At 29.1% G+C, this 23,317-nt stretch carries 34 protein-coding genes and 1 pseudogene; 34 read left to right on the forward strand and 1 reads right to left on the reverse strand.

Going from position 1 to position 23,317, the window contains the following annotated elements; genetic code table 11:
* Nucleotides 1-65: 65 nt before the first annotated feature.
* The 29 genes and pseudogenes from BBIDN127_RS04570 to BBIDN127_RS04710 all read left to right on the forward strand — a co-directional run bounded on the left by BBIDN127_RS04570 (nucleotide 66) and on the right by BBIDN127_RS04710 (nucleotide 18,206).
* The gene (locus tag BBIDN127_RS04570; RefSeq protein WP_014017672.1) at nucleotides 66-1,289 is read left to right on the forward strand and encodes a phage portal protein; all 1,224 of its coding nucleotides are present in this window, start codon (nucleotides 66-68) and stop codon (nucleotides 1,287-1,289) included.
* A gap of 16 nt (nucleotides 1,290-1,305) precedes the next feature.
* Nucleotides 1,306-1,998, forward strand: a complete 693-nt coding sequence (locus BBIDN127_RS04575) for a DUF1357 family protein (RefSeq protein WP_014017673.1) — start codon at nucleotides 1,306-1,308, stop codon at nucleotides 1,996-1,998.
* An 11-nt stretch (nucleotides 1,999-2,009) separates the two neighbouring features.
* Nucleotides 2,010-2,567 (forward strand): DUF228 domain-containing protein, encoded by a 558-nt coding sequence (locus tag BBIDN127_RS04580; RefSeq protein WP_014017485.1) that lies wholly within the window; start codon nucleotides 2,010-2,012, stop codon nucleotides 2,565-2,567.
* Between the two features lie 7 nt (nucleotides 2,568-2,574).
* Nucleotides 2,575-3,342: a DUF228 domain-containing protein gene (locus BBIDN127_RS04585; RefSeq protein WP_014017486.1), complete on the forward strand. Its 768-nt coding sequence runs from the start codon at nucleotides 2,575-2,577 to the stop codon at nucleotides 3,340-3,342.
* A 29-nt stretch (nucleotides 3,343-3,371) separates the two neighbouring features.
* The gene (locus BBIDN127_RS04590; RefSeq protein WP_014017443.1) at nucleotides 3,372-3,944 is read left to right on the forward strand and encodes a DUF228 domain-containing protein; all 573 of its coding nucleotides are present in this window, start codon (nucleotides 3,372-3,374) and stop codon (nucleotides 3,942-3,944) included.
* Between the two features lie 21 nt (nucleotides 3,945-3,965).
* Complete coding sequence (locus BBIDN127_RS04595) at nucleotides 3,966-4,925, forward strand: hypothetical protein (RefSeq protein ID WP_014017487.1); 960 nt, start codon at nucleotides 3,966-3,968, stop codon at nucleotides 4,923-4,925.
* Between the two features lie 19 nt (nucleotides 4,926-4,944).
* Nucleotides 4,945-5,400 carry a DUF3890 domain-containing protein gene (locus BBIDN127_RS04600; protein ID WP_012665013.1) on the forward strand — a complete coding sequence of 152 codons (456 nt, stop codon included), beginning with the start codon at nucleotides 4,945-4,947 and terminating at the stop codon, nucleotides 5,398-5,400.
* On the forward strand, nucleotides 5,400-5,783 hold the full coding sequence (locus BBIDN127_RS04605; RefSeq protein ID WP_014017674.1) for a DUF1506 family protein: 384 nt from the start codon (nucleotides 5,400-5,402) through the stop codon (nucleotides 5,781-5,783). Before BBIDN127_RS04600 ends, BBIDN127_RS04605 begins: the two co-directional genes overlap by 1 nt.
* Complete coding sequence (locus tag BBIDN127_RS04610; RefSeq protein WP_014017675.1) at nucleotides 5,771-6,160, forward strand: hypothetical protein; 390 nt, start codon at nucleotides 5,771-5,773, stop codon at nucleotides 6,158-6,160. The genes BBIDN127_RS04605 and BBIDN127_RS04610 overlap by 13 nt, the downstream gene beginning before the upstream one ends.
* A complete protein-coding gene (locus BBIDN127_RS04615) occupies nucleotides 6,157-6,726 on the forward strand; it encodes a DUF764 family protein (protein WP_014017676.1) in 570 nt (189 codons plus the stop codon). The genes BBIDN127_RS04610 and BBIDN127_RS04615 overlap by 4 nt, the downstream gene beginning before the upstream one ends.
* A complete protein-coding gene (locus tag BBIDN127_RS04620) occupies nucleotides 6,707-7,819 on the forward strand; it encodes a DUF787 family protein (RefSeq protein ID WP_014017677.1) in 1,113 nt (370 codons plus the stop codon). Before BBIDN127_RS04615 ends, BBIDN127_RS04620 begins: the two co-directional genes overlap by 20 nt.
* 14 nt (nucleotides 7,820-7,833) lie before the next feature.
* Nucleotides 7,834-8,262 carry a DUF1463 domain-containing protein gene (locus BBIDN127_RS04625; protein WP_012665023.1) on the forward strand — a complete coding sequence of 143 codons (429 nt, stop codon included), beginning with the start codon at nucleotides 7,834-7,836 and terminating at the stop codon, nucleotides 8,260-8,262.
* A gap of 13 nt (nucleotides 8,263-8,275) precedes the next feature.
* Nucleotides 8,276-8,731: a DUF1473 family protein gene (locus BBIDN127_RS04630; protein WP_014017678.1), complete on the forward strand. Its 456-nt coding sequence runs from the start codon at nucleotides 8,276-8,278 to the stop codon at nucleotides 8,729-8,731.
* Nucleotides 8,728-8,964 carry a DUF1322 family protein gene (locus BBIDN127_RS04635; protein WP_014017679.1) on the forward strand — a complete coding sequence of 79 codons (237 nt, stop codon included), beginning with the start codon at nucleotides 8,728-8,730 and terminating at the stop codon, nucleotides 8,962-8,964. The genes BBIDN127_RS04630 and BBIDN127_RS04635 overlap by 4 nt, the downstream gene beginning before the upstream one ends.
* A 7-nt stretch (nucleotides 8,965-8,971) precedes the next feature.
* A complete protein-coding gene (locus BBIDN127_RS04640) occupies nucleotides 8,972-10,294 on the forward strand; it encodes a DUF759 family protein (RefSeq protein WP_014017680.1) in 1,323 nt (440 codons plus the stop codon).
* A 12-nt stretch (nucleotides 10,295-10,306) separates the two neighbouring features.
* Complete coding sequence (locus BBIDN127_RS04645) at nucleotides 10,307-10,948, forward strand: DUF792 family protein (RefSeq protein WP_014017681.1); 642 nt, start codon at nucleotides 10,307-10,309, stop codon at nucleotides 10,946-10,948.
* A 3-nt stretch (nucleotides 10,949-10,951) separates the two neighbouring features.
* Nucleotides 10,952-11,893, forward strand: coding sequence for a DUF693 family protein (locus tag BBIDN127_RS04650; protein WP_014017682.1), 942 nt, complete (start codon nucleotides 10,952-10,954; stop codon nucleotides 11,891-11,893).
* Between the two features lie 24 nt (nucleotides 11,894-11,917).
* Complete coding sequence (locus BBIDN127_RS04655) at nucleotides 11,918-12,472, forward strand: DUF777 family protein (protein WP_014017683.1); 555 nt, start codon at nucleotides 11,918-11,920, stop codon at nucleotides 12,470-12,472.
* 29 nt (nucleotides 12,473-12,501) lie between these two features.
* Entirely contained in the window at nucleotides 12,502-12,834 is a 333-nt protein-coding gene (locus BBIDN127_RS04660) for a DUF2634 domain-containing protein (RefSeq protein ID WP_012665001.1), read from the forward strand.
* On the forward strand, nucleotides 12,831-13,709 hold the full coding sequence (locus tag BBIDN127_RS04665) for a DUF276 domain-containing protein (protein WP_012664996.1): 879 nt from the start codon (nucleotides 12,831-12,833) through the stop codon (nucleotides 13,707-13,709). Before BBIDN127_RS04660 ends, BBIDN127_RS04665 begins: the two co-directional genes overlap by 4 nt.
* A 5-nt stretch (nucleotides 13,710-13,714) precedes the next feature.
* Nucleotides 13,715-14,320, forward strand: a pseudogene (locus BBIDN127_RS04670) (DUF735 family protein).
* A gap of 9 nt (nucleotides 14,321-14,329) precedes the next feature.
* The gene (locus BBIDN127_RS04675; RefSeq protein WP_014017685.1) at nucleotides 14,330-15,142 is read left to right on the forward strand and encodes a DUF685 domain-containing protein; all 813 of its coding nucleotides are present in this window, start codon (nucleotides 14,330-14,332) and stop codon (nucleotides 15,140-15,142) included.
* A gap of 77 nt (nucleotides 15,143-15,219) precedes the next feature.
* Nucleotides 15,220-15,423, forward strand: a complete 204-nt coding sequence (gene blyA, locus BBIDN127_RS04680) for a holin BlyA (protein ID WP_002658481.1) — start codon at nucleotides 15,220-15,222, stop codon at nucleotides 15,421-15,423.
* A 3-nt stretch (nucleotides 15,424-15,426) separates the two neighbouring features.
* A complete protein-coding gene (locus BBIDN127_RS04685; protein ID WP_014017686.1) occupies nucleotides 15,427-15,774 on the forward strand; it encodes a BlyB family putative holin accessory protein in 348 nt (115 codons plus the stop codon).
* Nucleotides 15,764-16,099, forward strand: coding sequence for a BlyB family putative holin accessory protein (locus BBIDN127_RS04690; RefSeq protein ID WP_014017461.1), 336 nt, complete (start codon nucleotides 15,764-15,766; stop codon nucleotides 16,097-16,099). Before BBIDN127_RS04685 ends, BBIDN127_RS04690 begins: the two co-directional genes overlap by 11 nt.
* Complete coding sequence (locus BBIDN127_RS04695; protein ID WP_014017502.1) at nucleotides 16,092-16,445, forward strand: BBA14 family lipoprotein; 354 nt, start codon at nucleotides 16,092-16,094, stop codon at nucleotides 16,443-16,445. The genes BBIDN127_RS04690 and BBIDN127_RS04695 overlap by 8 nt, the downstream gene beginning before the upstream one ends.
* A 148-nt stretch (nucleotides 16,446-16,593) precedes the next feature.
* Entirely contained in the window at nucleotides 16,594-16,905 is a 312-nt protein-coding gene (locus BBIDN127_RS04700) for a hypothetical protein (RefSeq protein WP_014017687.1), read from the forward strand.
* Nucleotides 16,906-17,069: 164 nt separating this feature from the next.
* Nucleotides 17,070-17,666, forward strand: coding sequence for a Bdr family repetitive protein (bdr, locus tag BBIDN127_RS04705; RefSeq protein ID WP_071984118.1), 597 nt, complete (start codon nucleotides 17,070-17,072; stop codon nucleotides 17,664-17,666).
* A gap of 105 nt (nucleotides 17,667-17,771) precedes the next feature.
* Nucleotides 17,772-18,206, forward strand: coding sequence for an Mlp family lipoprotein (locus BBIDN127_RS04710; protein ID WP_014017689.1), 435 nt, complete (start codon nucleotides 17,772-17,774; stop codon nucleotides 18,204-18,206).
* A gap of 36 nt (nucleotides 18,207-18,242) precedes the next feature.
* Here BBIDN127_RS04710 and BBIDN127_RS04715 read toward each other — a convergent pair whose 3' ends face one another.
* Nucleotides 18,243-19,262 carry an ERF family protein gene (locus BBIDN127_RS04715; protein ID WP_014017690.1) on the reverse strand — a complete coding sequence of 340 codons (1,020 nt, stop codon included), beginning with the start codon at nucleotides 19,260-19,262 and terminating at the stop codon, nucleotides 18,243-18,245.
* Nucleotides 19,263-19,658: 396 nt separating this feature from the next.
* Between BBIDN127_RS04715 and BBIDN127_RS04720 the strand changes: the two genes are divergently transcribed.
* From BBIDN127_RS04720 to bdr (BBIDN127_RS04740), 5 genes are read left to right on the forward strand one after another with little or no spacing between them, the layout of a single operon-like run.
* Nucleotides 19,659-20,753, forward strand: coding sequence for a plasmid maintenance protein (locus BBIDN127_RS04720; protein ID WP_014017691.1), 1,095 nt, complete (start codon nucleotides 19,659-19,661; stop codon nucleotides 20,751-20,753).
* Nucleotides 20,754-20,763: 10 nt separating this feature from the next.
* On the forward strand, nucleotides 20,764-21,330 hold the full coding sequence (locus BBIDN127_RS04725) for a DUF226 domain-containing protein (protein ID WP_014017692.1): 567 nt from the start codon (nucleotides 20,764-20,766) through the stop codon (nucleotides 21,328-21,330).
* The gene (locus tag BBIDN127_RS04730) at nucleotides 21,306-22,061 is read left to right on the forward strand and encodes a ParA family protein (protein WP_014017693.1); all 756 of its coding nucleotides are present in this window, start codon (nucleotides 21,306-21,308) and stop codon (nucleotides 22,059-22,061) included. Before BBIDN127_RS04725 ends, BBIDN127_RS04730 begins: the two co-directional genes overlap by 25 nt.
* Before the next feature lie 27 nt (nucleotides 22,062-22,088).
* Nucleotides 22,089-22,631 carry a chromosome replication/partitioning protein gene (locus BBIDN127_RS04735; RefSeq protein WP_014017694.1) on the forward strand — a complete coding sequence of 181 codons (543 nt, stop codon included), beginning with the start codon at nucleotides 22,089-22,091 and terminating at the stop codon, nucleotides 22,629-22,631.
* Between the two features lie 14 nt (nucleotides 22,632-22,645).
* Nucleotides 22,646-23,197: a Bdr family repetitive protein gene (bdr, locus tag BBIDN127_RS04740; RefSeq protein ID WP_014017695.1), complete on the forward strand. Its 552-nt coding sequence runs from the start codon at nucleotides 22,646-22,648 to the stop codon at nucleotides 23,195-23,197.
* The last annotated feature ends 120 nt before the right edge of the window (nucleotides 23,198-23,317 follow it).

Consider the following 23,317-nt stretch of genomic DNA (forward strand, 5'->3'; position numbering starts at 1 on the left):
ATTTTATTGACAAAAATATTAGTTTTTGCTATCATACATCTAATTTAATAAAGAGAAGTAAAACGGTGTGTGATTTAAGAAAAACAAAATTAATAGATAAAATAAGTTCACTAGAACTATATAAATATTCAATATTTTTTAGAAATTATATAGAAAATGTAGCAGAAGATTGTCTCAAGAACGGGCTTGTTCTTGAGAGCACTGACCACAATGTTAGCGATGTTGAACTTGCTAGGTTAAAGGTACAGCTTAAGAATGCTCTGCTTAATTGTATTATAAGCTACCGTTTTCATGGTATTGGCTATGTTTTAGTAAAAACCAAAGATACCCTAATAGATCTCGAACAACCCGTTAATATAGAATTACCTATTGGTTTTGAATACCTTGATTATGAATATGTAAGAGATTTGGGAGTTGATTTTGATCATATAACCTATAAAGTAAAATCCAACAATAAGAACAATTCTTTAGATGCAGTTAAAATACATAAAAGTCGACTTATTATATATGAAAACTTTGATTATATCTTAAAAAGATATGTTCCTTGTTATACAGAAAGCTTTTTGCTAGATATTTATTTATTTGAAAAGATATACGTTGAAATAGAAAGACGTATTGAAAACCACAATTTCTTGTTTTACAAAGATGAATCTTTAGTACAACTACAAGACGCACTTTCTAGTGCAACAACTTCTTTAAGTGCACTTACTCAGAGCAATAATGATAGGGGAAGTGGCATTTTATCTTCTTTTTTGAGAAAACAAAATACAAACAATCATAATAAAGATGTTTCTAATTTACGAAACCTTAATGATTCATTAGCACATGAGCTATCTAGGCTTAAAAGCAATCTAAATAATGAGGGAATGTTTTATACGGCTACTCCCAGTGCTAGTTTAGAGGTTATTAAATACGATCTTAGCTACTTAAAGGAGGCTTTAGCGTTGATTAAGGCAAAGATTGGTGCTGATACTAAAGAACCCTTAACTAGAAGTTTTAATGAACAGGCTAAAGGACTAGGAAATGATGGTAAAGGTGATAGGAGTAATTATTACGATTTTCTAAAAGGCGTACAAGAACAAGTTGAGAACTCTTGTAACTTAAAGCTTAAAAAGTATTTCGGGCTTGATATGAAGTTTAATTCGCTGATTATGTTAAGTGAAGAACAAAAAGTGGAAAGAGATATAAAGCTAATTGAGCTTTACAGCAAATATAACCAGCTTATACAGAGTAGTGCATTTAATAATGAGGAGCTAGCGATTTTAAAAGAAAAATTATTCTCATTTTGAGAAAAGGAGTTAAAAAGTGATTGAGAAAGAAGAAAAAGAAGACTTGCAGGCACAAGATAAAGAAGAGCAGCAAATTAAGGCTGATACTAAAGTTATCAGTGCGCAGGAATTTGAAGAGTACCTGCGCTTTAAAGAACAAGCAACCAGTAAATCCAAAGAGACAAGTCGAGATTTAAGTATAAATGAGCGAATAACAAAAGAACTTGCAGAAGTTGAAGAGCGGGAGCGTGTTGAAAAGCAATTGTTACTAGAGGCTGAGCGAATTAATGAAATTGATACACTTGCAAAAGCACATCTTAGCAACCATTTCAATAAGGAAGTGTTACTTGCAAAGGGATACACACTGAAAGACATTATGCAAGCACAACGTAGAGAACTTGTTCGCAAGTTTGTTCCAATTGAGCAAATTAAAGCTATTGCTAAAGTGTCAGATATAAGTCATATCGATGGGGAGATATTAGAACAGCTTGTTTCTTTAGCAAAAGTGAACATTAAATTAAGAAAAAATGCGAGTAGCAATTCTTCTTCTGTTGACGCTATTAAGGGCAATATTGTTGCCAAATCAGAAGAAAGAGCAAGTTTACTTGATTCTAATTTTGTGCCAATTAATTTTACAGAATTTGTACAAGCAATAAGTAATACATACAAGCAAAGACGAATTCAATTTTATGAAAATCTAAAAAGACATAAAAGAACAAGTATTGCTTAAAGGAGTTTTTAATGCGTGATATAACGAAAATCAAACAAGAGTTTGATAAAAAAGTTGCAGAAATTAAAGCATTAATGAAAAATCCCCAACAAGACGCGGGGCTGCTTAGTAATTCTATTGATTTTAGAGACCAAAATCTAATTTTTTCTAATTCTGGTGGAGTGTCTACTAGCAGTAAGGACAAAATAGAAAATTACCCCGTTAAAGGGTATCCGTATAAGCGAGGAGTAAAACTTAGTTTTGGTGATGGAACAACAGAGCTAGAAGTTGAGGCTGGTGGTGGAGATGATTTATATGGAGTGTGCTCCGATATAGATGAATTTAGCGGTATGGCAACTGTTATACCAATTACAAATAACTTTACTGGATATTTAACACTAAAGAAAGATGGACAAAATAGTGTAAATCCAGGAGATAAACTGAACTTTAACCAACATGGAGAACTTGAAAAGGCCACTGGGGGTCAAAAAACCGTCAATGCAATAGCACTATCAAAAGCACATAAATTGACAGAAGATTTATTTATAGTGCTTGCCAGTGTATTTGGGAATAGAGCGATTAAAGGGTAATTAAATTATGGCTTTAAAAGGTAACGAGCAAGTTGAAAATCTTGACGCTGTTGATAACCTGCAGTTAGGTTTAGAGGCACAGGTTTCCGTTGCTCCTAGGGCTAAACGGCAAGCAAGACAAGCTGAGGATGCACAAGCAAAAGACCCATATTTGGAGTCAATTGACGAACTCGATGATATTCTTTTGAAATTCAAGAAATATGTAAAATCTATGAGCTCAATTGAAAATAAGGTTTTTAGCAGTTCAAGTAGCTGTTTTAAATCTAAGAATGAGCGAGTTGATGCATATTCATTTTCATGTTCAAGCTATACAGACAAAATAGAAGAATACCTTTACGATCCAGCAAATAGTTTTCCATACAAGCGTGGGGTTAAACTTGTTCCAAAAGAGAACTCTATATATGTAGAAGTTGGAGCTGATACTGATATGTATGGGATATGTGTAGATGTATGTGAGTTTAGTTGTACCGCGTATGTATTGCCAATTACGAATAACTTTGAGGGGTATCTTGTTACAAGAAATCCAAGCATAAAAATAGGAGAAATATTAGACATTAATAATAATGGGGTTATTATCAAGGCTGGAGGTGGGCCACCAACCGCAATTAACATATATGCTTTATCTGATTCATTTACAATCAATTTTGTGCCTGAGAATTATATGGCACAAGACCAAGCTAGATATCCTAGGCAAGAGTATTCTATTAATTTGATAAAAGTTGCAATTTTTGGCAATAGAAGCCTTGAGAAAATAGTAATTCCTGATGGCGGTTAAATCTTAAGCGAATAAAAGGAGGTAAATAAATGGGAGATACAACGCAATTAGTAAAAGAGTATCAAGAGAAGAGAAGTAAACTCGAAAAGTTTATGAAAAATCCCCAACATGACGCTAGTTTGCTTAGCAATTCTAATGAATTTAGAGACAAAAACGTACAATTTTTTGCTTCTGGAGGCACTAGAACTAGTAGGTTTGATAAATTAGAAAATCATCCATTTTTGGGGTATCCATACAAGCGTGGAGTGAAAAGAGTTATTCAAGAGGCGCAAGATAATCAAAATCATTATGAACCACATGTTGAGGCTGGTGGTGGTGAAGACTTGTATGGAATCTGTATTGATATAGATGAATTTAGTAAAACAGCTACTATTGTACCAATTACAAATAATTTTGAGGGCTACTTAGTAGCAAAAGACGCTACGGTTAAAACAAAAGACAAACTTGTTTTTAATAAAGACGGCGCTCTTGAAAAGGTTACTGGAGCACCAAATAAAGCAACTATTAATGCAACAGCATTATCTGATGCAAAGCAAATTAGCAATGAAGTTTATTTAGTAAAAGTAGCTGTATTTGGAAATAAAGCTATGAGTAGAAATTAATAATATTTAGGAGGATTTAATATGGAATTATTTGATGAAAATTATTATGCAAAAGCCGTGGCAAATATCATAGGAGAAGTTAAAGATCCTATTATGTATAAATGGTTTTCGCCGGATCAAATTGAAGATGTTGATCTACAAATGGGATATCAAAAAACCGTAAAATGGGACGCGTTTCTAAATGCTAATCCTACAACAATTGCCAATGAGGTTAATACTATCTCAACTATTGGTTTTAGTTCTGAGGTGGTAAGACTTAATTATTTAAAATTACAGTATAAATTCAGACATTTAAAACAAGCTTCTGAGAAATTTTATACTTCAGACTCATATATTGGGGACATTAATAATAATTTACTTCCTTTTGCACAAGCTTATAAGCTTGCAAGTAGTGAAATTATTAAGCTTATCAATCACTTTGTACTAACAGGTACTGTTTCGATTCAAAAAGATGGGAAAAATCAAAAACGTCTACTTCCGAATATGTATGGACTACTTAATATGCCGGAGCAGATAAAAGAAGAAGTTGCTAGTGGTGATAAAGATAAAATGGATAAAATCTTTGAAAAGATTGAAGCTGGACTTTCAAAGTTAGAACTAGGAGACGAATTTTCCACACCTATGATGGTAATAGTTGATCCCGCAACTTCACTTAAACTTGTAAAACCATACGCAGCAGCACAGGGTGTAGCAAGTAGCAGTGAAAAATGGGAAGATGTTTTGATTCAAACTATTAAGGCTATTAATAATAGAGAAGATGTTTATATTGAGACTTCAAACTTGCTAAAACATAAAATACTCATTTATCCACTAAATTCAGAACTTATTAAATTCAAACCTAGCAAGTATATGCTACCTACACCAAATGAACAAGTTGACAAAGACTCAACTGATATTGCTCATTCATACATTGATTTTGTTTTGGGCGGTCTACTTGCTACTAGAAAAACTATTTTGCAAGTTAACATCAAGCAAAGTTAAAAGTATAAGGTAAGTGAAAATGAGTGAACAAGGAAACTTACAAGCACAAGCCGAGGGAGAAGAAGAACTTTTAGTAACAAAACTCCATTCAGAAGTGTTATTGCTATTAGGGATAGACCAATTTGCACTAAGCAAGCAAAATTTTCTACTTCATTTATCCCTACTTCAAGCTATTCTAGTAACACGTGGTATTGATGCTAGTTCACTGACATATGAACAAATATTTTTACTTACTTTCTACCACATGGGTTGTCAATTAAGAAAACAGGGCGTTGTTCGAGAATTTGAATTTGATAGGATCAAAAAAGAAAAATTCAATGAACTTGAACTTGATTATTATCCTAGCAGTAGTGGGAGCGAAGAAGGTGGTGAGGGGGGTTGTGGATCAAATAAGAATTTTTGTTCACAACTCGATGCATTTTTAGAAAAACTAAAAAGAGAAACTTCAACGCCATCTTGTGTGGGGGTTGTCTAATGAATGGTGTTAGAAAAAGACTTTCAGATATGTCTTTCCGTATGATCAACGTATTTAAGGATCCTAAACCTCTAAAGTTTTATAAAGGCACTGTTGTAAAGCTTGAGAATGACTCCTCTTATCAGCGAGTATTTGATAAAAATAAGTACACTGAATTTGCAGGAGTTATTATTGACATAAGGCCACAAGAACTTGCAATGCTTTATGATTCTGATATGTCTGATATTCAAGGGTATTCTAAACTTTACACATATCAAGACCTTAACTTTGAGCTTAAAGACCGAATATCAATTGCAGATTTAGTTTACTTTGAAATATTTAGTATTGACTCTTCAATCGGATATTTTACTTTGGTTTTAAAGGAATTTATATGGACAGGCTAGAATTTAAAATGGAATTGGAAATTGGGTGGTTTGGTGGTCGTGCAGGAATTGCTAGAATGCATGAAAAAGGGAGCAGCAATTTACCAGCAAGAAAACATTTAACCAAAATTGCTAATAGTTCTGAGTTTAGAGAATATATTAATAATAGTTATATAAATTCTAAGTTTAATCTTGACCCTAAATCGGGAATGGAGGCTATTGGACAAGCTTTTATAAGGTACTATGAAAATTATCTATTATCAGCACAAGTCACTCCAGCCTTAAAGGCTAATACAATTAAAAGCAAGCATAAAAGAGGCAGTAACACTGTAGCAATTCCACTTGTTGATACAGCCAAAATGTTATCAGAGATTACTTATAAGGTAACACTTGAATGATTTTAACTTTAGATATGGTATTAAATCATTTAACCCAAATATTTAAGGGTTTTAAGGCTTATGCAACTGAAAATAATTTTGAGTGCGATATCATAAATACTTACAATCACCCGTACCTTTCAAAAATCACAGCTGCTAGCTCAAATATAATAGCATTGAAATTTGATGGTACAGAACATCTATTTGATCATAATTCTAGAGCCGGTGCATTTTATGAAAATGCTTTGGAATTTAGTATAAATTTTCAAATATATATTATTGCGATAGTGTTAAACGCTCAAGATTTTGACGCTAATTCACGTATGTTAGTGCTTTATAGTATGCTTAGCAACTTTCTACACAATAAAGTCCATAAGTATACTTTAGAAAGTCAGTCTCAACCCGAATATATTAGAAAAATTAACCTTTACATTTATCCAATATCTAACATGCAAACAGTTGGGCTTATTAATTTAGGCACAAAATATAGCAACCATGCGTACAGTGCATCTGTAGCATTCAATGCTAGTGTAAAAGCAATTGAAATTTTAAAGGAGGAATACAAAATTGCCGCAAGATACAATTAGTGTAAGTTTGCTTGATTCTAGGATTCAGACTAGCAGGCCCAATTATTACAATCCACTTTTGGTTTACAAAACAGCTAAAATCAAAGTTAATAAAGATGCCGCCAACTTTATAACATTGAATTTAACCGTTAATAATTATGAAAAACAAATTGAAACTTTGGAAAAAGACAATGGAAATGGACAAGATCAGTTTGGAAAAGAAAAAACAATGTTAAAAACTGCAATGTCAAATTTTTTCAATTCAAGCGAAGAATCATTAAAATCAACCGATCTTTTCATTTATAAGGATAAGCCTGAAGAGCTAAAAAATTATCTTAAAATACATAGGCACACTTTTGTTGTACTTATCAACACTGAAGGGGATGCATCGGATGATGGACTTAAAATTTACAAAGATGACTATAATAAATTCAAAATGCCTTCAACTTTTTTTGTATTCTCAACTAAAGAACAAGAAATAAAAGAACTATTTAAAGATAAAGGCAATACTGAAAAAGAAAGAAATATTGCTATTTACAGCAATAATAAAGACAATTTACACCTTAAATTTATAAGTCAATATTTACATCAAGCAAGCATTTTTCACACTGTTAATCCTTATGGTATGCCACTGGCTGCTACACCGCTTGTTGATGACACTGTAATTGGAAAGTTACGAACTGCAAAAATTAACTTTTATTCACTTCTTAATGAAACTGGTCTTGATGGTATGCCTGCTTTTAAAGAAGGTGTTGATCTTGCTGGAAGTTCAATAGATGAGCTTTTCACTTATCATTACATAAAAAATGAAGCAATTATTGAGCTTATCAGAATTTGGAACAAAAATAATAGACAAAACAGCAAATTATCTGCACTACAGCTTAGTGGAGCTAGAGACAATGCATATACTTCAGCAATTGAGTGCCTGCTCAAACGGTTTGTAGATAGAGGACTAATAATAGAGTATAAAAATTTAAGACTTACTCTTTCTCCTACACCACAACTTAAATTAGAACTTAGTGTGAATATTACTTATAACTTTAGCATTAATGCTGTTGCTTTAGTAATTACTACTCAAGATATTGTTGATTATCAAAATAGTTTAAGCGCTTAAAAGGGGGTATAAAAATGCAATTTTATGATTTAAGAGAAGTTTATTTTTCAATTGGTGGTACACAGCTACATAGTGGCAAACTAGAGCTTACAAGCGAACCCACAACAAGAGCAGTGATTAGCAGTGAAGATAAAGGTATGCCTGTAATAAGTTTAAGAGATCCCAAAACGATAACTTATGTTTTCAACATTGAAGTGACGCTAGGTAGTCATGACTATAGATTGTTAACTGAACTTTCTGATGAACAGTTTTACAACATGGATGTAAGAAAAGAGGATAAAATGCTTGATTTAGCATTCAATGATAGAATTGCTACTAAAATTATTTCTAACTATGCAATTTTTACTGAAGAGCCTTCAAGAAGTTATTCTGCTGAGGCCGAAAAAGTATCTTTTGAAATTAGGGCTATTAATTGCCAAAAATCTAAACCAAACAACACTTAAAAGGAAAGTCATTATGATAATGAGATATAAAATGAAAATTTTAACTAAAAACAAAACTTATGAATATCCACTTAGAGTGCTTCCGGTCTATGAATGGGATAGAGTACTGGGATTTAATCAAAGTGACGCTGTTTTAAAGCTTAATGAGGTTAAATATTTAAGAGAAATCACAAGTTTAATGATAAGTCCAAAATTTTTAGATGAATTCTATCTGATTTTGGATCAAAATAGAGAATTTATTTCTTATTATAAAGACTATCTTGTTGCAATAATTTACACTGCACAATTTAATACTTTTCATTTAGACAATGATCTAAAAAACCCCGCTTTAGTATATTTGAGTGAGTATGAAAATAATGTCGGTGATTTTGTTACTTTTGACTATATCAATGAAAATTTTGAATATGAAAAAGTAGCCACTTCGCTTTCATCAAGTACATCAAATTCCAATGAGCTGGTTGCTAAATGAACAAAAGAAATAGAGATATTGATAAAGCCATTGCAAGTCTTAATGAGACTAGAAAAAAATATTTTAACTTGCTTGACGAGATAAAGAACGACAAATATTATTTTCCAGTAATTATGAATATTTGCTCGTACGACAATGTAAAGAAATTGCCTTATGACGAGCTTTTAGAAGTCAATAGACTTGCTGATATTAAATTAGAAAAAGAATTGTATGAATTAATTCTAGGCAAGTGAGGGTTTAGTGAGCGACAAATTCACCATTAAATTTAAGGGCATTCTTGATCATGCTGCAACAAAAAAGGCTATCGAACAAGATATTTCCAAAATGGAAAAATATCTTAAACCTAAAAAATCTAGTTTGGGGAGTACTAAAGATATTGTAAAAAATAATTTGTCGGACAAGAAAAAAGAACTTAACAGACAATCTAAATTTGAAAGCTTAAGAGAGCGTGTTGAGAAATATAGACTTACACAAACTAAAAAGCTTATGAAACAGGGCATGGGGTTTGAGAAAGCAAGAAAAGAAGCCTTTAAAAGATCTTTAATGTCTGATAGAGATAAAAGGCGTCTTGAGTATAAAGAACTTGCAAAAGAATCAAAAGCAAAAAGTAAAATTTTAGCAGCCTCTCAAGGAAAAGGACTTGTTGCCAAAATTGCAATAGGCAGTGCTTTAGGAAATGTCATTGGCAACGCTGTAAGTAAAGTTGGTGGCGGGCTTATTGGATTTATGTATGGATTTGCTAAAAAAGCAGTTGAAAATAAATCTAAAGAAGAACAACTAAAACAACTTAACAACGTGTTTTACAGTGACAAAGAACGTAAAAATATTTTGGGTGCTATTAAGGGAATGAAAGGATTTGAGCGGAAATTAGAACAAGAAGACTTTCTGCGAATAGCCAGTGTGCTTAAAGGCCACATCAGAGAATTAAAACTTAATGATAAAGAAGGAGAAAATGTATTAAATGCAACAAAACTAGCAGCTATGTTTAGAAGCACGGGGCTTGTTGGTGATAACGAAAGTGCTGTTGAAGTTGTTTCAAAAATACTTAAAGGGGAACTAACTGAAGCTTTTAATATATTGAAACCTATCGACAAATTTGGAGAAAAATATCTAGAAGCTATGAAAAACAAGTTAGAACTATTAACTAAAGAGGGAGGGAAAAAAAAGCTAAGGCCAGAGATAATTGCAGATTTAATAAAAGATATATCATCTTTAAAGATAATGGGTCATTCCGACAAAGTTTCTAAAGCTAAAAGTGATTTGGCTAAAATAGAGCAAACTCTTGAAAACGTAACTAGTGATGTTTTGATGCCAGTAATTGGTAAAATTTCTGGTATTCTTGATAAGATTATGAATTTTGATTTTAAAAAAATCATAAAGGATGTCGTTGATGCCATAAAAAGTGGTATAAGTGGTGCTTTTGACGGAATAAAAAACATTGGCAGCTCAGCATATAATACCGTTAGTAATGCTTATAACTCCGCATATGAATGGATAAATACTACACTTTTTGGAAATAATAACAATAACACCGGGGGCGATGATTCAGTAAATTTCAGATAAAAAGGAAATTCTATGGATATTAACAATGAAAATATTATCAATAATAATCTTGAAAAGAAAAAATTCGAAGAAAAAATCAAGGATATTGAAAGGAAAGAAATCAGGGAGATTACTCGAATAATAAGAGATGTAATAACCCAAATATTTGCCCTTTTCGGAGCAGATAATTTCTTAGTGTTATTTCCTAGAATGGATTTAAAAGGTTTTGGATATGTTCCTCAATTGTTTTTTATAAAACCAAAAACCGAACTCATAACACGCACTTACAATACCAGTTGTTCTAAAAGACCAGTTATCAACTATTATGATAGAAAAGCAGAATATGTAAGCTACAATCCAGTAATGACTGGTGAAAACATCTCTTTAAACGGCGGGATACTTACATCCTTATATAAAGATATGCTTTCTCTACTCAAAATGACTGTTTTTGGCAATACTATGCTACGTTTTGACGCTCATCTTGCAAAAGAACAACTAGCAAATAGAATACAAGCTCAAGTTCCCTTTAGTATTTACAGCCCAACTTTTGGCCTAAAAGAATTAGCCGTAATTACAAGTCTTTCGTTTAAGGATATTCCTTTCATTGATGAGGTTGAAGTTAGTCTATCAATGGAAATAGTAAAAACATTTGAATTGGAAAAATATAAAGGATAATTAATGCTGTTACTACAATATGATTTTAAAATTGAATTTTATAAAGCAAAACAATCCTTAGAAAAGGATACAAGCTCTGAAGATTCTTTAATTGAAGAAACTCCTAAAATTATAATAAATACGCAACATGGAATTCATATTGATATTACCATATCTAATGAATTTTCAAATTATAATTTTGTAAAATCTAAACGAACAAAAATTGTACTTTGGAATTTGCCTTTAGACTTCACCAACGACATTGAGGTAGGAGATATAGTAAAAATATATTATAAGAAATTTGCTCATGAAAAAAATTTTGATTTCATAATGTCGGGGTATTTAGGGACTCCTATGAGCACTGATTATCCTAGTGGTGATTTTAGTGTTGAGCTTGACGTTAGGTTAGCAGTTAGTAGCAACTTCTTTGATCGAAAATTAGAGAACAAAAACTTCAAGGGAAAAACGGTGCAAGAGGCAATAGAATCTGTATTTCCTAATCGCAATATTATTAATATGGACAAAGAAGATCGTCTTAAAATTATTGACAAAGATATTTATGCCACAACACCAAAAGAATTTGTTGATAAAATAAAAGGAATATATATTCATGACGTAATAGCTGATGTTGGTGGTGACAGCTTTGATGTTGAATGTAATTTTATATTTACTAATGATAGAACAATTGAAGCAGATGAAAATTACAAAGCTTTAGAAGATTATGGACTTGAATTCATTCCACAACAAGAAATTGCTATTGAAGGTGAATACCATATAAGACGTGTATATTGGAACGCACAAACATTTTATACACATAAACTAAAAATTGGCGATAAAGTTTCATTTATTGATGGACTAGGAAAAATGATAAAAACCACCATAAAAGAAACAAGTGCAAGACTTAGCAACGCAGGAGAGTGTTCATTAATACTTAAATTAAAGGATGATTCTGATGATTCTGATTAAATGTATAAAGTAAAGGGGATTAAAATGACTAAAGACTATAAAATTTACAGAATGAACCAGCGTCTTTATGGACATGCTTTAGCACAAGAGGACGTTAAAAATTGGATTTATTCAAACATTTTTATAATTAAAATTGGCACTGTAAAGGATTTTAAACAACAAACTCAAGAAGCTATTGTTACAATACCCGAATTTGAAGATTTAGAAATTCACACAAAAAATATCTCTAATATCAGTTTAGAACTATCAAAAGGTGATACCGTATTACTACTTCAATCAAGCGTTAATATTTTTGATACAAATAACGATATTCACTTTGACAAACATCATTTTTATATACTTGGTGCAATTAGCCCAAAGACTTTAAATCTAATCTCTGATACTGTTAAAATTAAAGCAAACAATAAAATTGAAATAGCTAATGAAATAACATCCTTAAAATCAATTCTAAAGAGCATTGTAAGTGCTATTGAGGGTATAAAAGTCGTAACCACAAAAGAAGGCCCAGTAATTGAACCAGTCAGTCTAAAAATAGCAACCACTAAAATTAATTCTGATATTAACAGTTTGTTCAAGTAATTTTTGCTAAATATGGTATAATTACTAGTATGGATTTAAGATTAGGCAATAATTTTGAATTAGTATTTAATAATGATTTATCACTTGTTGATGGAATTGAAGAACAAAAGCAAAAATTGTTTATATTTTTAAAAACCTTAAGGGGGAGTTTAAGCTATGCTCCTAATTGGGGGCTGGACTACTTCTTACTTTTAAAACTGTTAAAAATTAATAATCTTCACGCTGTAAAAAATTATTTTCACGAAATATCTAAAGAACTTAACTTAGATTTAATAAACATTTCTACTATTATTCAAGACAACAAAGTGCATATATCCTTTTTTTTCTCAGGCGATGTTTTGAATATGGAGTTTAATTTATGAGTATTGTTTTTGATTCTGATTTTGGCATTCTAAAGCGTACAATTAAGGATATATTACGAGCCAAAAGAGAATACTTGCGAATAAATTATGGAATTAACATTGATGATAGTAATAGCTCGATTTACAACATTATTGCATCTTCTTTAGCATTAATTGAAGAAGAAATAATTAATGAGCTTAATCTCTTTTTTTCTAAAATGAAACCGGGTGGTACTTATTGGGCTGCTATTGAAGAACACATTTCTTCTAAAAGCACAACTTACAGTGCTGTTAGAAACGCTTTACTTAATCTTAATGGGGTAGAGCATACTAATATTAAAAGTTCAGCTGGAAAAGCCAATATATACCTAATTCTAAAAGAAGATTTACTAGACGCCAGTAAAGCTAATATTAACAACCCCGAATTTAAAGCAAAACTCTGGGAAACATTATATCTAACAACGCCTAGTGGGACTTTACTTGAAGGAGATATAGAAATTGATGGACTCAATTCAACTGGACAACTTAAATCCTACAAAATATCGCTAGGGAAAAGAAAATATGTTTATATGAAAGTAAAGTATAAACTTGACCTTAAAAACTATCTCTACTTAAACATAGACTCTCAAATTAGGGACATATATTCTAGGATTATTTCAAATAACTATTCTGATATGGGAATTAGCTTTGAATATCAAGACTTTTTTGCTCCAGTTAATGAAGTTAAAGGAATTAAGTTTATGGAAATAAGTGCTTGTATTAAAGATACAGATACTGAAAGTATTTCAAAAATTACTGATAGCGACTTTCAAACAAATAAAGATATCGCTATTAATGATGATACAATGCTACTTTTCAATACTACAGATAGATTGCTCATTGACATTGATAGTTAACAAACATGAAAATACCTAATTTTTTCAAAAATACCGAAATTCATAAATTTATACGCACATAAACAGAATACGCACAAGCATTGCTTAATGAACTCAAATCTCTTAATTCCAACTTCATATCCATTAATGTAATAGAAAATATAAAATCAAGATATATTGCAATATGGATATCTCAAGTTTTATCTATCTTTTATGCAAAAACTCAAACTTTACAAAGTATTACAAGCAATATTAATAGTGTTATTTTTGCTTTACGTCATATTGGTACTGATGAGTCGTTTAGACTGATTTTCAAGGCCTTTTTAAATGTGGACATTGAAGTTACTACTCCTGAAGCTGGGGTTATTGATATCTCTTTAAAAGGGGTAATAAAAACAAACTTTACTACATTTATTTCCCCTAGTACTAAGAAAGGAAAACGACTTAAAAAGATTCTAATTAGAGAAAAGAAACCGGGATATGCTGCATCTAAAAAGGCTTTAGTATTTAATTCGCTTCCTAAGGGCTATGATCATTCAATTTATGCTTTTATAAAGAGAATTATTCCTATTGGTAGAGTTCTAAAAATTAATAATAAAGATGGCAACAATATTATAACTTTTAACAACTAAGGAGGCTTTATGGCTGATGATCAAGAAAAATTACTAATTGATGAAGAAGAAACAGTTCAAATTAAAGATTTAAATAAGGTTACGACCGTTAACAATACTGATCTTTTACTTCTTGATGATGGAGGTGCAAGCAGCAATGCTATCACCTTTAAAAACTTCTTAAAAACCGTTAATCACCAAACATTTAAAGGCGAAGAGCTGGGCTATTTTAAAGAGATAATTAAGTCTACAATCGCTACTGAACTTGCAGCTGATAAAGATTTTGTAAAAAGCATTTACGATTTAATAGTTGACAAACTAATTGGCAATGATTCTGATAAACTTTCAAATCTTTTTAGTAAAATTAAATCTCGCCTTACAAATAGCATATCATCAGCCACTTTATCTAGAAGTGATGATCTTTTGATAATGTCATCAAGCACTATTCAAAAAACACCCGTTCCAAAACAATTGATTGGTGTACCATCGGATTTTCGGAGTTCTTATAGTTTTACTAGTGGTACCACAATTTATCCTAATGAATACCAAAATCACCGTGTAATCATTGATCTGGAGGACTATAATGATGTAACTCTCATTTTTTACAAATATAATGATGATAACCCCATTTATCTTGATTTCCAAGTTGATGTAGAATCCTTTGGTAAAAGTAAAACATTGAGTTTAAGGTATTCCGATGAAAATGAAAAAAACACGATTTATTCACGTGATAGTTCTAGTACTAGAAGAATAACTTTTAGCATTCCTTTGTATAAAGGATGGTATGTCCAAAAAAGAGCCTCCTCTTCAGGGAATCCCATCCCGGTTCTTTTAAAACTGTAAACTTTTTTAGCAAAAATTAAGGTTTTGGTATATAATATACGTATAAAACTAAAAAAATTAAAATGAAGGATTAAAAAATGGATACTATTAAATTAACAGAACTTCTTATCAATTTAAACGAAATTAAACTTATAGCCGTAATGATTTTTGTAACAGTACTAGTTTTAGGAGTGTTAATTCTTCTTAAGCCTTTATTAAAAGACATATTGACTATTGTAATAGGCAAGATTTTTAAGAATGGCAATGGTAATGGCAAAAATCACATTAAAAAAAGAGATTAAATTATGAAATTATCTAAAGATAATGTTGAGCTTGGACTTTCGTCTTTATCAACCCTTATTGATATATTTTCTAAATTTGAAGACGAATTTGATGAAATTGCACATAAAGGATTCTTTTTGGTTTATGAGCTGTATTCTCATTATAAATTAATCTATACAGCAAATATGGAAAGACTTGAGAGTGCATTAACTCCAGCAATAAATGTGGCACTCGCTCCATTAAATGAAAAAATCAATACGGTTATTGATTTGGTTAATTCTGATGAAAAAAATCTCAAAATATCTAATGATCTGAAATTCAATCAAGAAGGAAAACCTATCTATAAGGAAAAAACAAATAATGCAAAATAACACTATTGGTTTAGGGCTTAATTTACTATCCAGCTTAACTAACATAGCTAAAACTGATACAAACATAGATCATAATTACATTAATACTTTTAGTAAAGTAATAGATTTTTTCTACAAAACATATATAAGCACACTAAAATCTATGGAAACAGCTGAGTCAATGAAAATATTTGAAGAAATAAAAGATATTTTAAAATACAATATTGAGATAATAGAGGCTATCTCTGCCGACAAAAATAAAAAAATTATTACTTCACTTAAAGCAACACGTAACAAAATTATGAAAGAATACATCAAAATGCTTAAAAGGAGTGAAAATGCTTAAAAAATTGCATTCTCTACTAATTGTTTTGTTGTTATGTTGTACTACTATTGCTAGCCTACCAGAAGAACCAAAACCTCCACTTATTCAAACACTAAACTCTTTAGCTAAATATGAAACACAACTTTCAGAGTATGTTATGTATCTTGTAACATTTTTAGCTAAAACAAAAGTTAAAGTTAATGACCCAAATTATCCAGAATATCCTTATCCAGACTTATCAACACTAAAAGACGAACACTCCATAACCGCAGTAAAACATAATATTAAGATATATTTAGAGTACATTAAACAAACAAAACCAATAGCGGAAAAAGTATATAATCAATATTCCCAATTAAAAATGTAAATTACAAAAAGGTTTTTCTTGCAAGAAATTCTCTTTTATAATCTTAAAATCGTTTATTTCTATTGTATTTAAAAGCATTTTATATTTTGGGATAAATTCTTAATAAGGATATAAGATTACCAATATACTATTTATTAAGGAGCACAATATGCAAAAAATTAATTTATTAATATTATTTATGTTTATTATCAGTATTAGTAATTTAATTTCATATGAAATTCAAAAAGATGAAATTATTAAAGTTAAAACTTTAATAATTGGCTTTAAAGGTCCTGGCGAGTCTTACTTTAACTTTTCTGTAAAAAAAGAAGATACAAACAAACATCCAATTGAAGTTTTGGGAATAGGATTGGTTAATTTTATTAACCAAATAGGAGCCGAAAATATTCTTGAAGTTAAATCGCTAAACCATTTAGCGGCTTTTAGCTTTGTTGTACTATACAAAGAAAAGAAAAAATAATCTACGGTTTTTATAATCCTATTTTTTAAAACCCTCTACAGTAAAAAAATTTAAAACTAGTATTCCCAATTAAAAATGTAAATTACAAAAAGGTTTTTCTTGCAAGAAATTCTACTTTACATATAAAAATCTCTAAAGCCAATCAATCTAAAATAGTGTATAATATGACTATAAAGGAAAATTTTATGGAAACAGTGTCAACAAATATTGCTGGTGTAAGTCAAGAACAAATATATAAAGAATTTCTTAGACTGGGCATGGAACAACTAATAGCACAAGATTTATCTAAAAGATATTATCACAATGAGCTTACATATAGAGATTTAGAAAATTTAGAAAAACAATTTGATATTAAATTCGACAATCTTATTTTTAAGATAGATACTGCAGAAAAGAATTTGCAAAAGGATATATCTAATTTAGATGCAAAGATAGATACCATAGAAAAGAATTTAAATATAAAAATAGATAATTTAGACGCTAAAATAGATAATGTCAAAAGTGAACTTAACACTAAAATTGATAATGTAGAGAAGAATTTACAAAAGGATATATCTAATTTAGACATTAAGATAGATACTGTAGAAAAGAATTTAAATATAAAAATAGATAGTGTTAAAAATGAACTTACTGCCAAAATAGATAATGTAGAAAAGAATTTAATGTCTCTTTCAGAAATGCTTAAATGGGTATTGGGAATTATGGGAACAATGGCTATAACAATGATAGCGGGGTTAATATTTACTTTCATTTCCAAATAGCTACTACCTCACTTAAATAATATCAATTCAAATAATAATTGTTTATCCAATATTTAGTATTAATAATTGATTTATTAAACATTATTAATAAAAAAAGGAGTAACAATGAAAATCATCAACATATTATTTTGTTTATTTTTATTGATGCTAAACGGTTGTAATTCTAATGATACAAATGCTCAACAAACAAAAAGCAGAAAAAAACGTGATTTAACCCAAAAAGAAGTAACACAAGAAAAACCTAAATCCAAAGAAGAACAACTTAGAGAAAAGCTATCTGATGCTCAGAAAACACAACTTGACTGGTTAAAAACCGCTTTAACTGGTGATGAAGAATTTGATAAATTTTTAGAAAACAATGAAGATAAAATAAAATCTGCACTTGATCATATAAAGAGTGAACTTGATAAATGTACTGGGGAGAATGCGGATCAACAAAAAACCACTTTCAAAGAGGTGGTTAAGGGGGCTCTTAGTGGTGGTATAGATAATTTTGAAACTAGTGCAAGTAGCACCTGCAACGCTCAAAATGGTTCCTAATAGCTAGTAGCCCCCAAATAGGGGGCATTAATCTTGCTATGCTGCAAATATCTCATCAAACCGTTCATATTCTTTTAAGACACTAAAGAATATTAATGGGCTAGGGCCATAAGCAGTTCGCTTAAACGCTATAAACTTTTCAAAATCTTGTAAATCTTTTAATCTATTATTTTTCTTGAAATAGTTTTTTATAATCTCCGCCCAATAGTTTATACTCTTAAAATCACTATTTTTCTCAAAATACGAGATTAAGTCAGATTCAATTTTCTTGATATCATCAAAATTATTGGGGTCTATATTCTGAATAAAGCTTATTTTTTGAATAATTGAGTTTATATTATCTTTTATTGTAGGGCTATTTACCCAATCTTTTATATTAGACAACGCTTCTTTAAAAACACCGTAATAATAAAGCCTATCTTTTTTTTGTTCTTGCTTAATGTCTCTTTTCTGGTTTTGAATAGTGTTATTTTTTTGAATTTGATTAATCTCTTGTTTTTGTTCTCTTTTTTGTTCTTGCTTTTGATTAACACTAGATTGTCTGCTAGGCATAGAATTTACGTTTTCATGGTTATTGTAAATAGGAGCTGCATCAGTATCAACTTCACTTTTTATATGAAGACATGCTACTAAAGCATACCTTTTGAAATAAGTAATAGCTGATCCAACCAGTTGTGGTACTGTATTTACAACATTTTTAGACCCACTTTCACTGTTCCATTGTAAGTTTTCTGTAAGCATTGGTGTATCAAAAGAAAATTCATATCCAGTGCTTGTACTGTAAAATGTGGTCCTAATAACATGCTCCTTTTGTCCATCTACAAATTTAGATATTGGATATTGCTCAAAATCAAGCTCCAAATTGTGCTTTTCAATAACGTTTTCAATTTCTTCTACTATTTCATTGAAATTCTGATATTTGTATCCATATCCTTTAAGACTTTTATCAATCCCTGGTAAATTCATTTTTAGGGTTTTCATATCTTTTCTGAAGCTTATTTTTGCTTGAATATTATTTTGTATTTCTTGATTATTTTTGTTTAAAAGATTTTCCATCTTTTTACTCCTTATATTTTAGTAATAAATAATTATATAGCAAAAACTATTTTTGCCAACTTCTTTACAAAAATTTTTACAAAAAAGAAGTGGGACTTAACCAAACTCTTTTCTCAAAGAATCTCGTTAAGTCCCCACTATATTATTATTTTTAGCAAATTCTAAAATATAAGGTAGTCAAAAATGATAATACATCAAATAACTACGATGGTTTTAGTGTAGTCCAATTTTAAATTAAAATCAATTTATATTTTTACTAAATTACAAATTTATGTATTAATTTAACAAAATTAATAATTAAAATTTAATATTTTTTAGAAAAGTATTTACTTTTAAATCAAAATTTTGCATTATAATAATTACTATTATATCTAAAGTATAAGGAGATTGTCAGATATGACAACATCAACCAATAAAAAAATTGCAACTTGCCACAACAAACACCAACACAAATTAATATCTCTTACTTCAACACTAGATTTTCTAAACAAAAAAGATAAAAAATACACGCAACAAAACATACTCTACTACTTTAATGAAAATCTTAAAAGAAATGGTCTAGCTCCCACTACTTTAAGAACAATGCAAAATTATCTTTATAAATTAGAAAAAGTACTAAAAGTTACAACTAACTACTACCAACACATGGGTGTAAATTGTGGAACTGAAATTTACTATAAGCTAAAGTATCCTAAAAAAGAATGTTACCAGAAAATAAACAAGTACTTTAAAGAACGAAAAAACTCTAGATTTAAATCTAGAGTTAATAACCATTTTAAAGACAATATTTCTATAAATGGTAGTGTAAATTCAGTGGAGTGTTTAAATAATAAAAATAATATAAAAGAAGAAAGAAAGAATAATCAAAAAGAGAAATATCAACTAAGAAATTATTTCAACAATTGTAACTTTAAAACGGAAGAAGCTCTTTCTATTTTGAATTTAAATGCTGATAAAAATACGAAAATTGAAGCAATGAATATCTTAAAACAAAATGAAATTGCCCTAATAAAAAAATTCAATATAAAAAAATCTTGTATGAAAGAAAAGCAAAACACATTAAAAAATATTCTAAATAACACTCAGAAAGAATTCGAACAGAATGGATATAATTCGGAACAATTAAAAATAAGTTTGCAAAAAGTATACGAAAGTTACAAATTTAAGCCCCATTTTATTATTGAAAATCACAAATATAGCGATTTAAACAACATAAAACGCAAATTGGAAAAGTCTATTGAAAGAAAAAAAGAAAATTCTCAACAAAATTATCAAAATTTAAAGGCAAACATTTTCAATATCCTTATTGAACGACTAAAAAAAGAAACAAATATTGAAATTCTAAAGCCCATTATCAAAGATTATTTGAATAAACAAAAGAAAATAGAATACAATAAAGTATTTGGTACATATTATCTTGAATTATTAGAAATAATAAAAAATGAAAAGAATTCTTTAACTGTAGAAGAATTTAACATAAAGGCTGTATGAGGATTTAAATATGGAAAATACACCTGAACCTATTGAAACTGTAAAAAAAGGCAAATGTAAAGTTGAATGCCAAAATAAAGAACGCTTTATTTTAATTGAAAAAGAAAATGGGAAAGCAATGTACCATACAAAAATAATGATGGACATTTACAAATTTGGAGTTTATGAGAAAAAACACGAATTTAGACTATCATTAAGGGCCCTATTTAATGGAGAAAGAATTGTGGAAGAAACTCACTTGTACCCAATTAAAGAAGGAGACAAGTTTATTGGTATTTTTTATGGATATAGAAAACCAATTAAAAAACCGTTAATAAAGTATCAAATAAACGGAACTAGAAAAGCATATGCATTAGCAAGGGCATATTATATGGAATTTAGATTTAAAGCCGGAAGTGTTTTTTGTTATTTCAAGGGATTATATCGTTTATTAGATAAAAAAAGAACAAATAATCACTACAACAAAGTTTTATTTAGTATGTTTACGGATTTAGAACAACAAGTATATAAATTTTATGGGAAAAAATACCCAGAGCAAGGACCGTTAATCAAATGGATAATAAAAAACCTAAAATAATAACAATAGCGTCAATTAAGGGCGGTGTTGGTAAAAGCACAAGTGCAATTATATTTTCAACTTTACTATCAAAAGATAAGAAAGTTCTTTTAATAGATATGGATACTCAAGCATCTATTACTAGTTATTTTTACGAAAAATTAGAAAAACAAGGCATTAATTTTACCAAATTTAATATTTATGAAATTTTAAAAGAAAATGTAGATATCGATAGTACTATAATAAATATAGAAAATAATCTTGATCTTATACCTAGCTATCTCACACTACATAATTTCAGTGAAGACTTAATTGAACATAAAGATTTTTTGTTAAAGACTAGTTTGGGAACTTTGCATTATAAATATGATTATATAATAATCGATACAAATCCCAGTTTAGATGCTACTTTAAAAAACGCACTTTTATGTAGTGACTATATAATAATTCCAATGACGGCCGAAAAGTGGGCAGTGGAAAGTTTAGATTTATTTAATTTCTTTGTAAGAAAATTAAATTTATTTTTACCTATATTTTTAATAATAACGAGATTTAAAAAAAATAGAACACATAAAGCATTGGTTGAAATGTTAAAAACAAAAGATAGGTTTTTAGGAACAATATCTGAAAGAGAAGACTTAAATAGACGAATAGCAGAAAATAATAATTTTGATTTAAATAAAGATTATATAAAAGAATATGAAAATATTTTAGAAATTTTTTTTAAAAAAAATATAAAGTCTAATTATTAGACGTGTTTAATATAAAAGGAGGTTAAATTGGATATTAAGGTTAATAAAAGAGATTTAAGTGATAATGAAAATTATGCTATTACTGATAGTGTATTAAATCATTATAATTCTTTAAAAGAAAAATTAAAAATTAATTCTAAAAAAGAAATCTATTGTAAGTTAGAAACTTTAAAAATTTTAAAAGAAATTAAAGACAATCATTATTATCGGTTTGATGGGTATAAAAGTTTTGAAGCTTTTTCTAAAGATTATAGACTTGCAAGAGCACAGGTCTATAATTATTTAAAAATTGCTAATGCAATAGAAGATGGTATTATACAAGAAGAATTTCTAATAAAAAATGGTATACTAGAAACGTTAATTGTATTAAGAAATAAAGAGAGCAAAACAATAAAAAAATCAAAACAAAACCCGATAAAGCCCCTAAGATTTCAACTTAAAAAACAAGAAAGTTATGATTTCTATAAAAACCATTCTAAATTTACAGCGTTTATTTTGGAAGAACTTCTTGAAAATCAAAAGGATTTTCTTAATAAACTTTTAAAAAAATATAAAGAATTAAAAGGATAATAAAGGGGATTTTAATGAATAATTTGGGTTATAATGCTCTTAAAATAGAAAATATAAGATTAGAATTTTTAAATAAAGGGTTTAGTGAAGAGGCAATAGATTTTGTTTTACTTCAAAATGATAATTACAACTTTGAAGTTCTAAAAGAGAAAATGAATTCTTTAGAACAACAAATAATTAATGTAGAAAAGAATTTTCAAAAGGATATAAATGGTGTTTATGTTAAAATAGACAATGTAGAAAAAAGTTTAAATGCCAAAATAGATAGCGTAGAGAAAAATTTAAATGCCAAAATAGATAGCGTAGAGAAAAATTTAAATGCCAAAATAGATAGCGTAGAAAAAAGTTTAAATACCAAAATAGATAGTTTAGAGAAAAGTTTAAATACCAAAATAGATAGTTTAGATACTAAAATAGACAATGTAGAAAAAGCTTTACAAAAAGATATATCTAACCTAAAAAACGAACTTAATGCAAGTAATAGAACAATACAAGTAATTCTAATAATGGGAATAACGCTTGCTCCAATTATCTATTCTATATTCAATAAGTATTTTTTAAATTAAGAATGATTAAAATTTTATAAAGTAATAAGTTAGTATATAGCTTTAAAGTAGAGCTTATTTGAATTTTTTAACAAGATAATTTAAGTAGGTTCTTTTATTTTAACAAATACAAATTGATTT

It is taken from the genome of Borreliella bissettiae DN127 (assembly GCF_000222305.1).
Lineage (GTDB): Bacteria > Spirochaetota > Spirochaetia > Borreliales > Borreliaceae > Borreliella > Borreliella carolinensis.

Bases quoted from the DNA above. Each gene is read 5' to 3' on its own strand.
- BBIDN127_RS04695 (WP_014017502.1), top strand. From the start codon at position 16,092: ATGCTTAAAAAATTGCATTCTCTACTAATTGTTTTGTTGTTATGTTGT.
- BBIDN127_RS04580 (WP_014017485.1), top strand. From the start codon at position 2,010: ATGCGTGATATAACGAAAATCAAACAAGAGTTTGATAAAAAAGTTGCA.
- BBIDN127_RS04625 (WP_012665023.1), top strand. From the start codon at position 7,834: ATGCAATTTTATGATTTAAGAGAAGTTTATTTTTCAATTGGTGGTACA.
- BBIDN127_RS04605 (WP_014017674.1), top strand. From the start codon at position 5,400: ATGAATGGTGTTAGAAAAAGACTTTCAGATATGTCTTTCCGTATGATC.
- BBIDN127_RS04615 (WP_014017676.1), top strand. From the start codon at position 6,157: ATGATTTTAACTTTAGATATGGTATTAAATCATTTAACCCAAATATTT.
- BBIDN127_RS04590 (WP_014017443.1), top strand. From the start codon at position 3,372: ATGGGAGATACAACGCAATTAGTAAAAGAGTATCAAGAGAAGAGAAGT.
- BBIDN127_RS04720 (WP_014017691.1), top strand. From the start codon at position 19,659: ATGACAACATCAACCAATAAAAAAATTGCAACTTGCCACAACAAACAC.
- BBIDN127_RS04725 (WP_014017692.1), top strand. From the start codon at position 20,764: ATGGAAAATACACCTGAACCTATTGAAACTGTAAAAAAAGGCAAATGT.
- BBIDN127_RS04645 (WP_014017681.1), top strand. From the start codon at position 10,307: ATGGATATTAACAATGAAAATATTATCAATAATAATCTTGAAAAGAAA.
- BBIDN127_RS04665 (WP_012664996.1), top strand. From the start codon at position 12,831: ATGAGTATTGTTTTTGATTCTGATTTTGGCATTCTAAAGCGTACAATT.
- BBIDN127_RS04660 (WP_012665001.1), top strand. From the start codon at position 12,502: ATGGATTTAAGATTAGGCAATAATTTTGAATTAGTATTTAATAATGAT.
- BBIDN127_RS04730 (WP_014017693.1), top strand. From the start codon at position 21,306: ATGGATAATAAAAAACCTAAAATAATAACAATAGCGTCAATTAAGGGC.
- BBIDN127_RS04630 (WP_014017678.1), top strand. From the start codon at position 8,276: ATGATAATGAGATATAAAATGAAAATTTTAACTAAAAACAAAACTTAT.
- BBIDN127_RS04585 (WP_014017486.1), top strand. From the start codon at position 2,575: ATGGCTTTAAAAGGTAACGAGCAAGTTGAAAATCTTGACGCTGTTGAT.
- BBIDN127_RS04595 (WP_014017487.1), top strand. From the start codon at position 3,966: ATGGAATTATTTGATGAAAATTATTATGCAAAAGCCGTGGCAAATATC.
- BBIDN127_RS04700 (WP_014017687.1), top strand. From the start codon at position 16,594: ATGCAAAAAATTAATTTATTAATATTATTTATGTTTATTATCAGTATT.
- blyA (WP_002658481.1), top strand. From the start codon at position 15,220: ATGGATACTATTAAATTAACAGAACTTCTTATCAATTTAAACGAAATT.
- BBIDN127_RS04690 (WP_014017461.1), top strand. From the start codon at position 15,764: ATGCAAAATAACACTATTGGTTTAGGGCTTAATTTACTATCCAGCTTA.
- bdr (WP_071984118.1), top strand. From the start codon at position 17,070: ATGACTATAAAGGAAAATTTTATGGAAACAGTGTCAACAAATATTGCT.
- BBIDN127_RS04600 (WP_012665013.1), top strand. From the start codon at position 4,945: ATGAGTGAACAAGGAAACTTACAAGCACAAGCCGAGGGAGAAGAAGAA.
- BBIDN127_RS04655 (WP_014017683.1), top strand. From the start codon at position 11,918: ATGACTAAAGACTATAAAATTTACAGAATGAACCAGCGTCTTTATGGA.
- bdr (WP_014017695.1), top strand. From the start codon at position 22,646: ATGAATAATTTGGGTTATAATGCTCTTAAAATAGAAAATATAAGATTA.
- BBIDN127_RS04685 (WP_014017686.1), top strand. From the start codon at position 15,427: ATGAAATTATCTAAAGATAATGTTGAGCTTGGACTTTCGTCTTTATCA.
- BBIDN127_RS04610 (WP_014017675.1), top strand. From the start codon at position 5,771: ATGGACAGGCTAGAATTTAAAATGGAATTGGAAATTGGGTGGTTTGGT.
- BBIDN127_RS04710 (WP_014017689.1), top strand. From the start codon at position 17,772: ATGAAAATCATCAACATATTATTTTGTTTATTTTTATTGATGCTAAAC.
- BBIDN127_RS04650 (WP_014017682.1), top strand. From the start codon at position 10,952: ATGCTGTTACTACAATATGATTTTAAAATTGAATTTTATAAAGCAAAA.
- BBIDN127_RS04715 (WP_014017690.1), bottom strand. From the start codon at position 19,262: ATGGAAAATCTTTTAAACAAAAATAATCAAGAAATACAAAATAATATT.
- BBIDN127_RS04675 (WP_014017685.1), top strand. From the start codon at position 14,330: ATGGCTGATGATCAAGAAAAATTACTAATTGATGAAGAAGAAACAGTT.
- BBIDN127_RS04635 (WP_014017679.1), top strand. From the start codon at position 8,728: ATGAACAAAAGAAATAGAGATATTGATAAAGCCATTGCAAGTCTTAAT.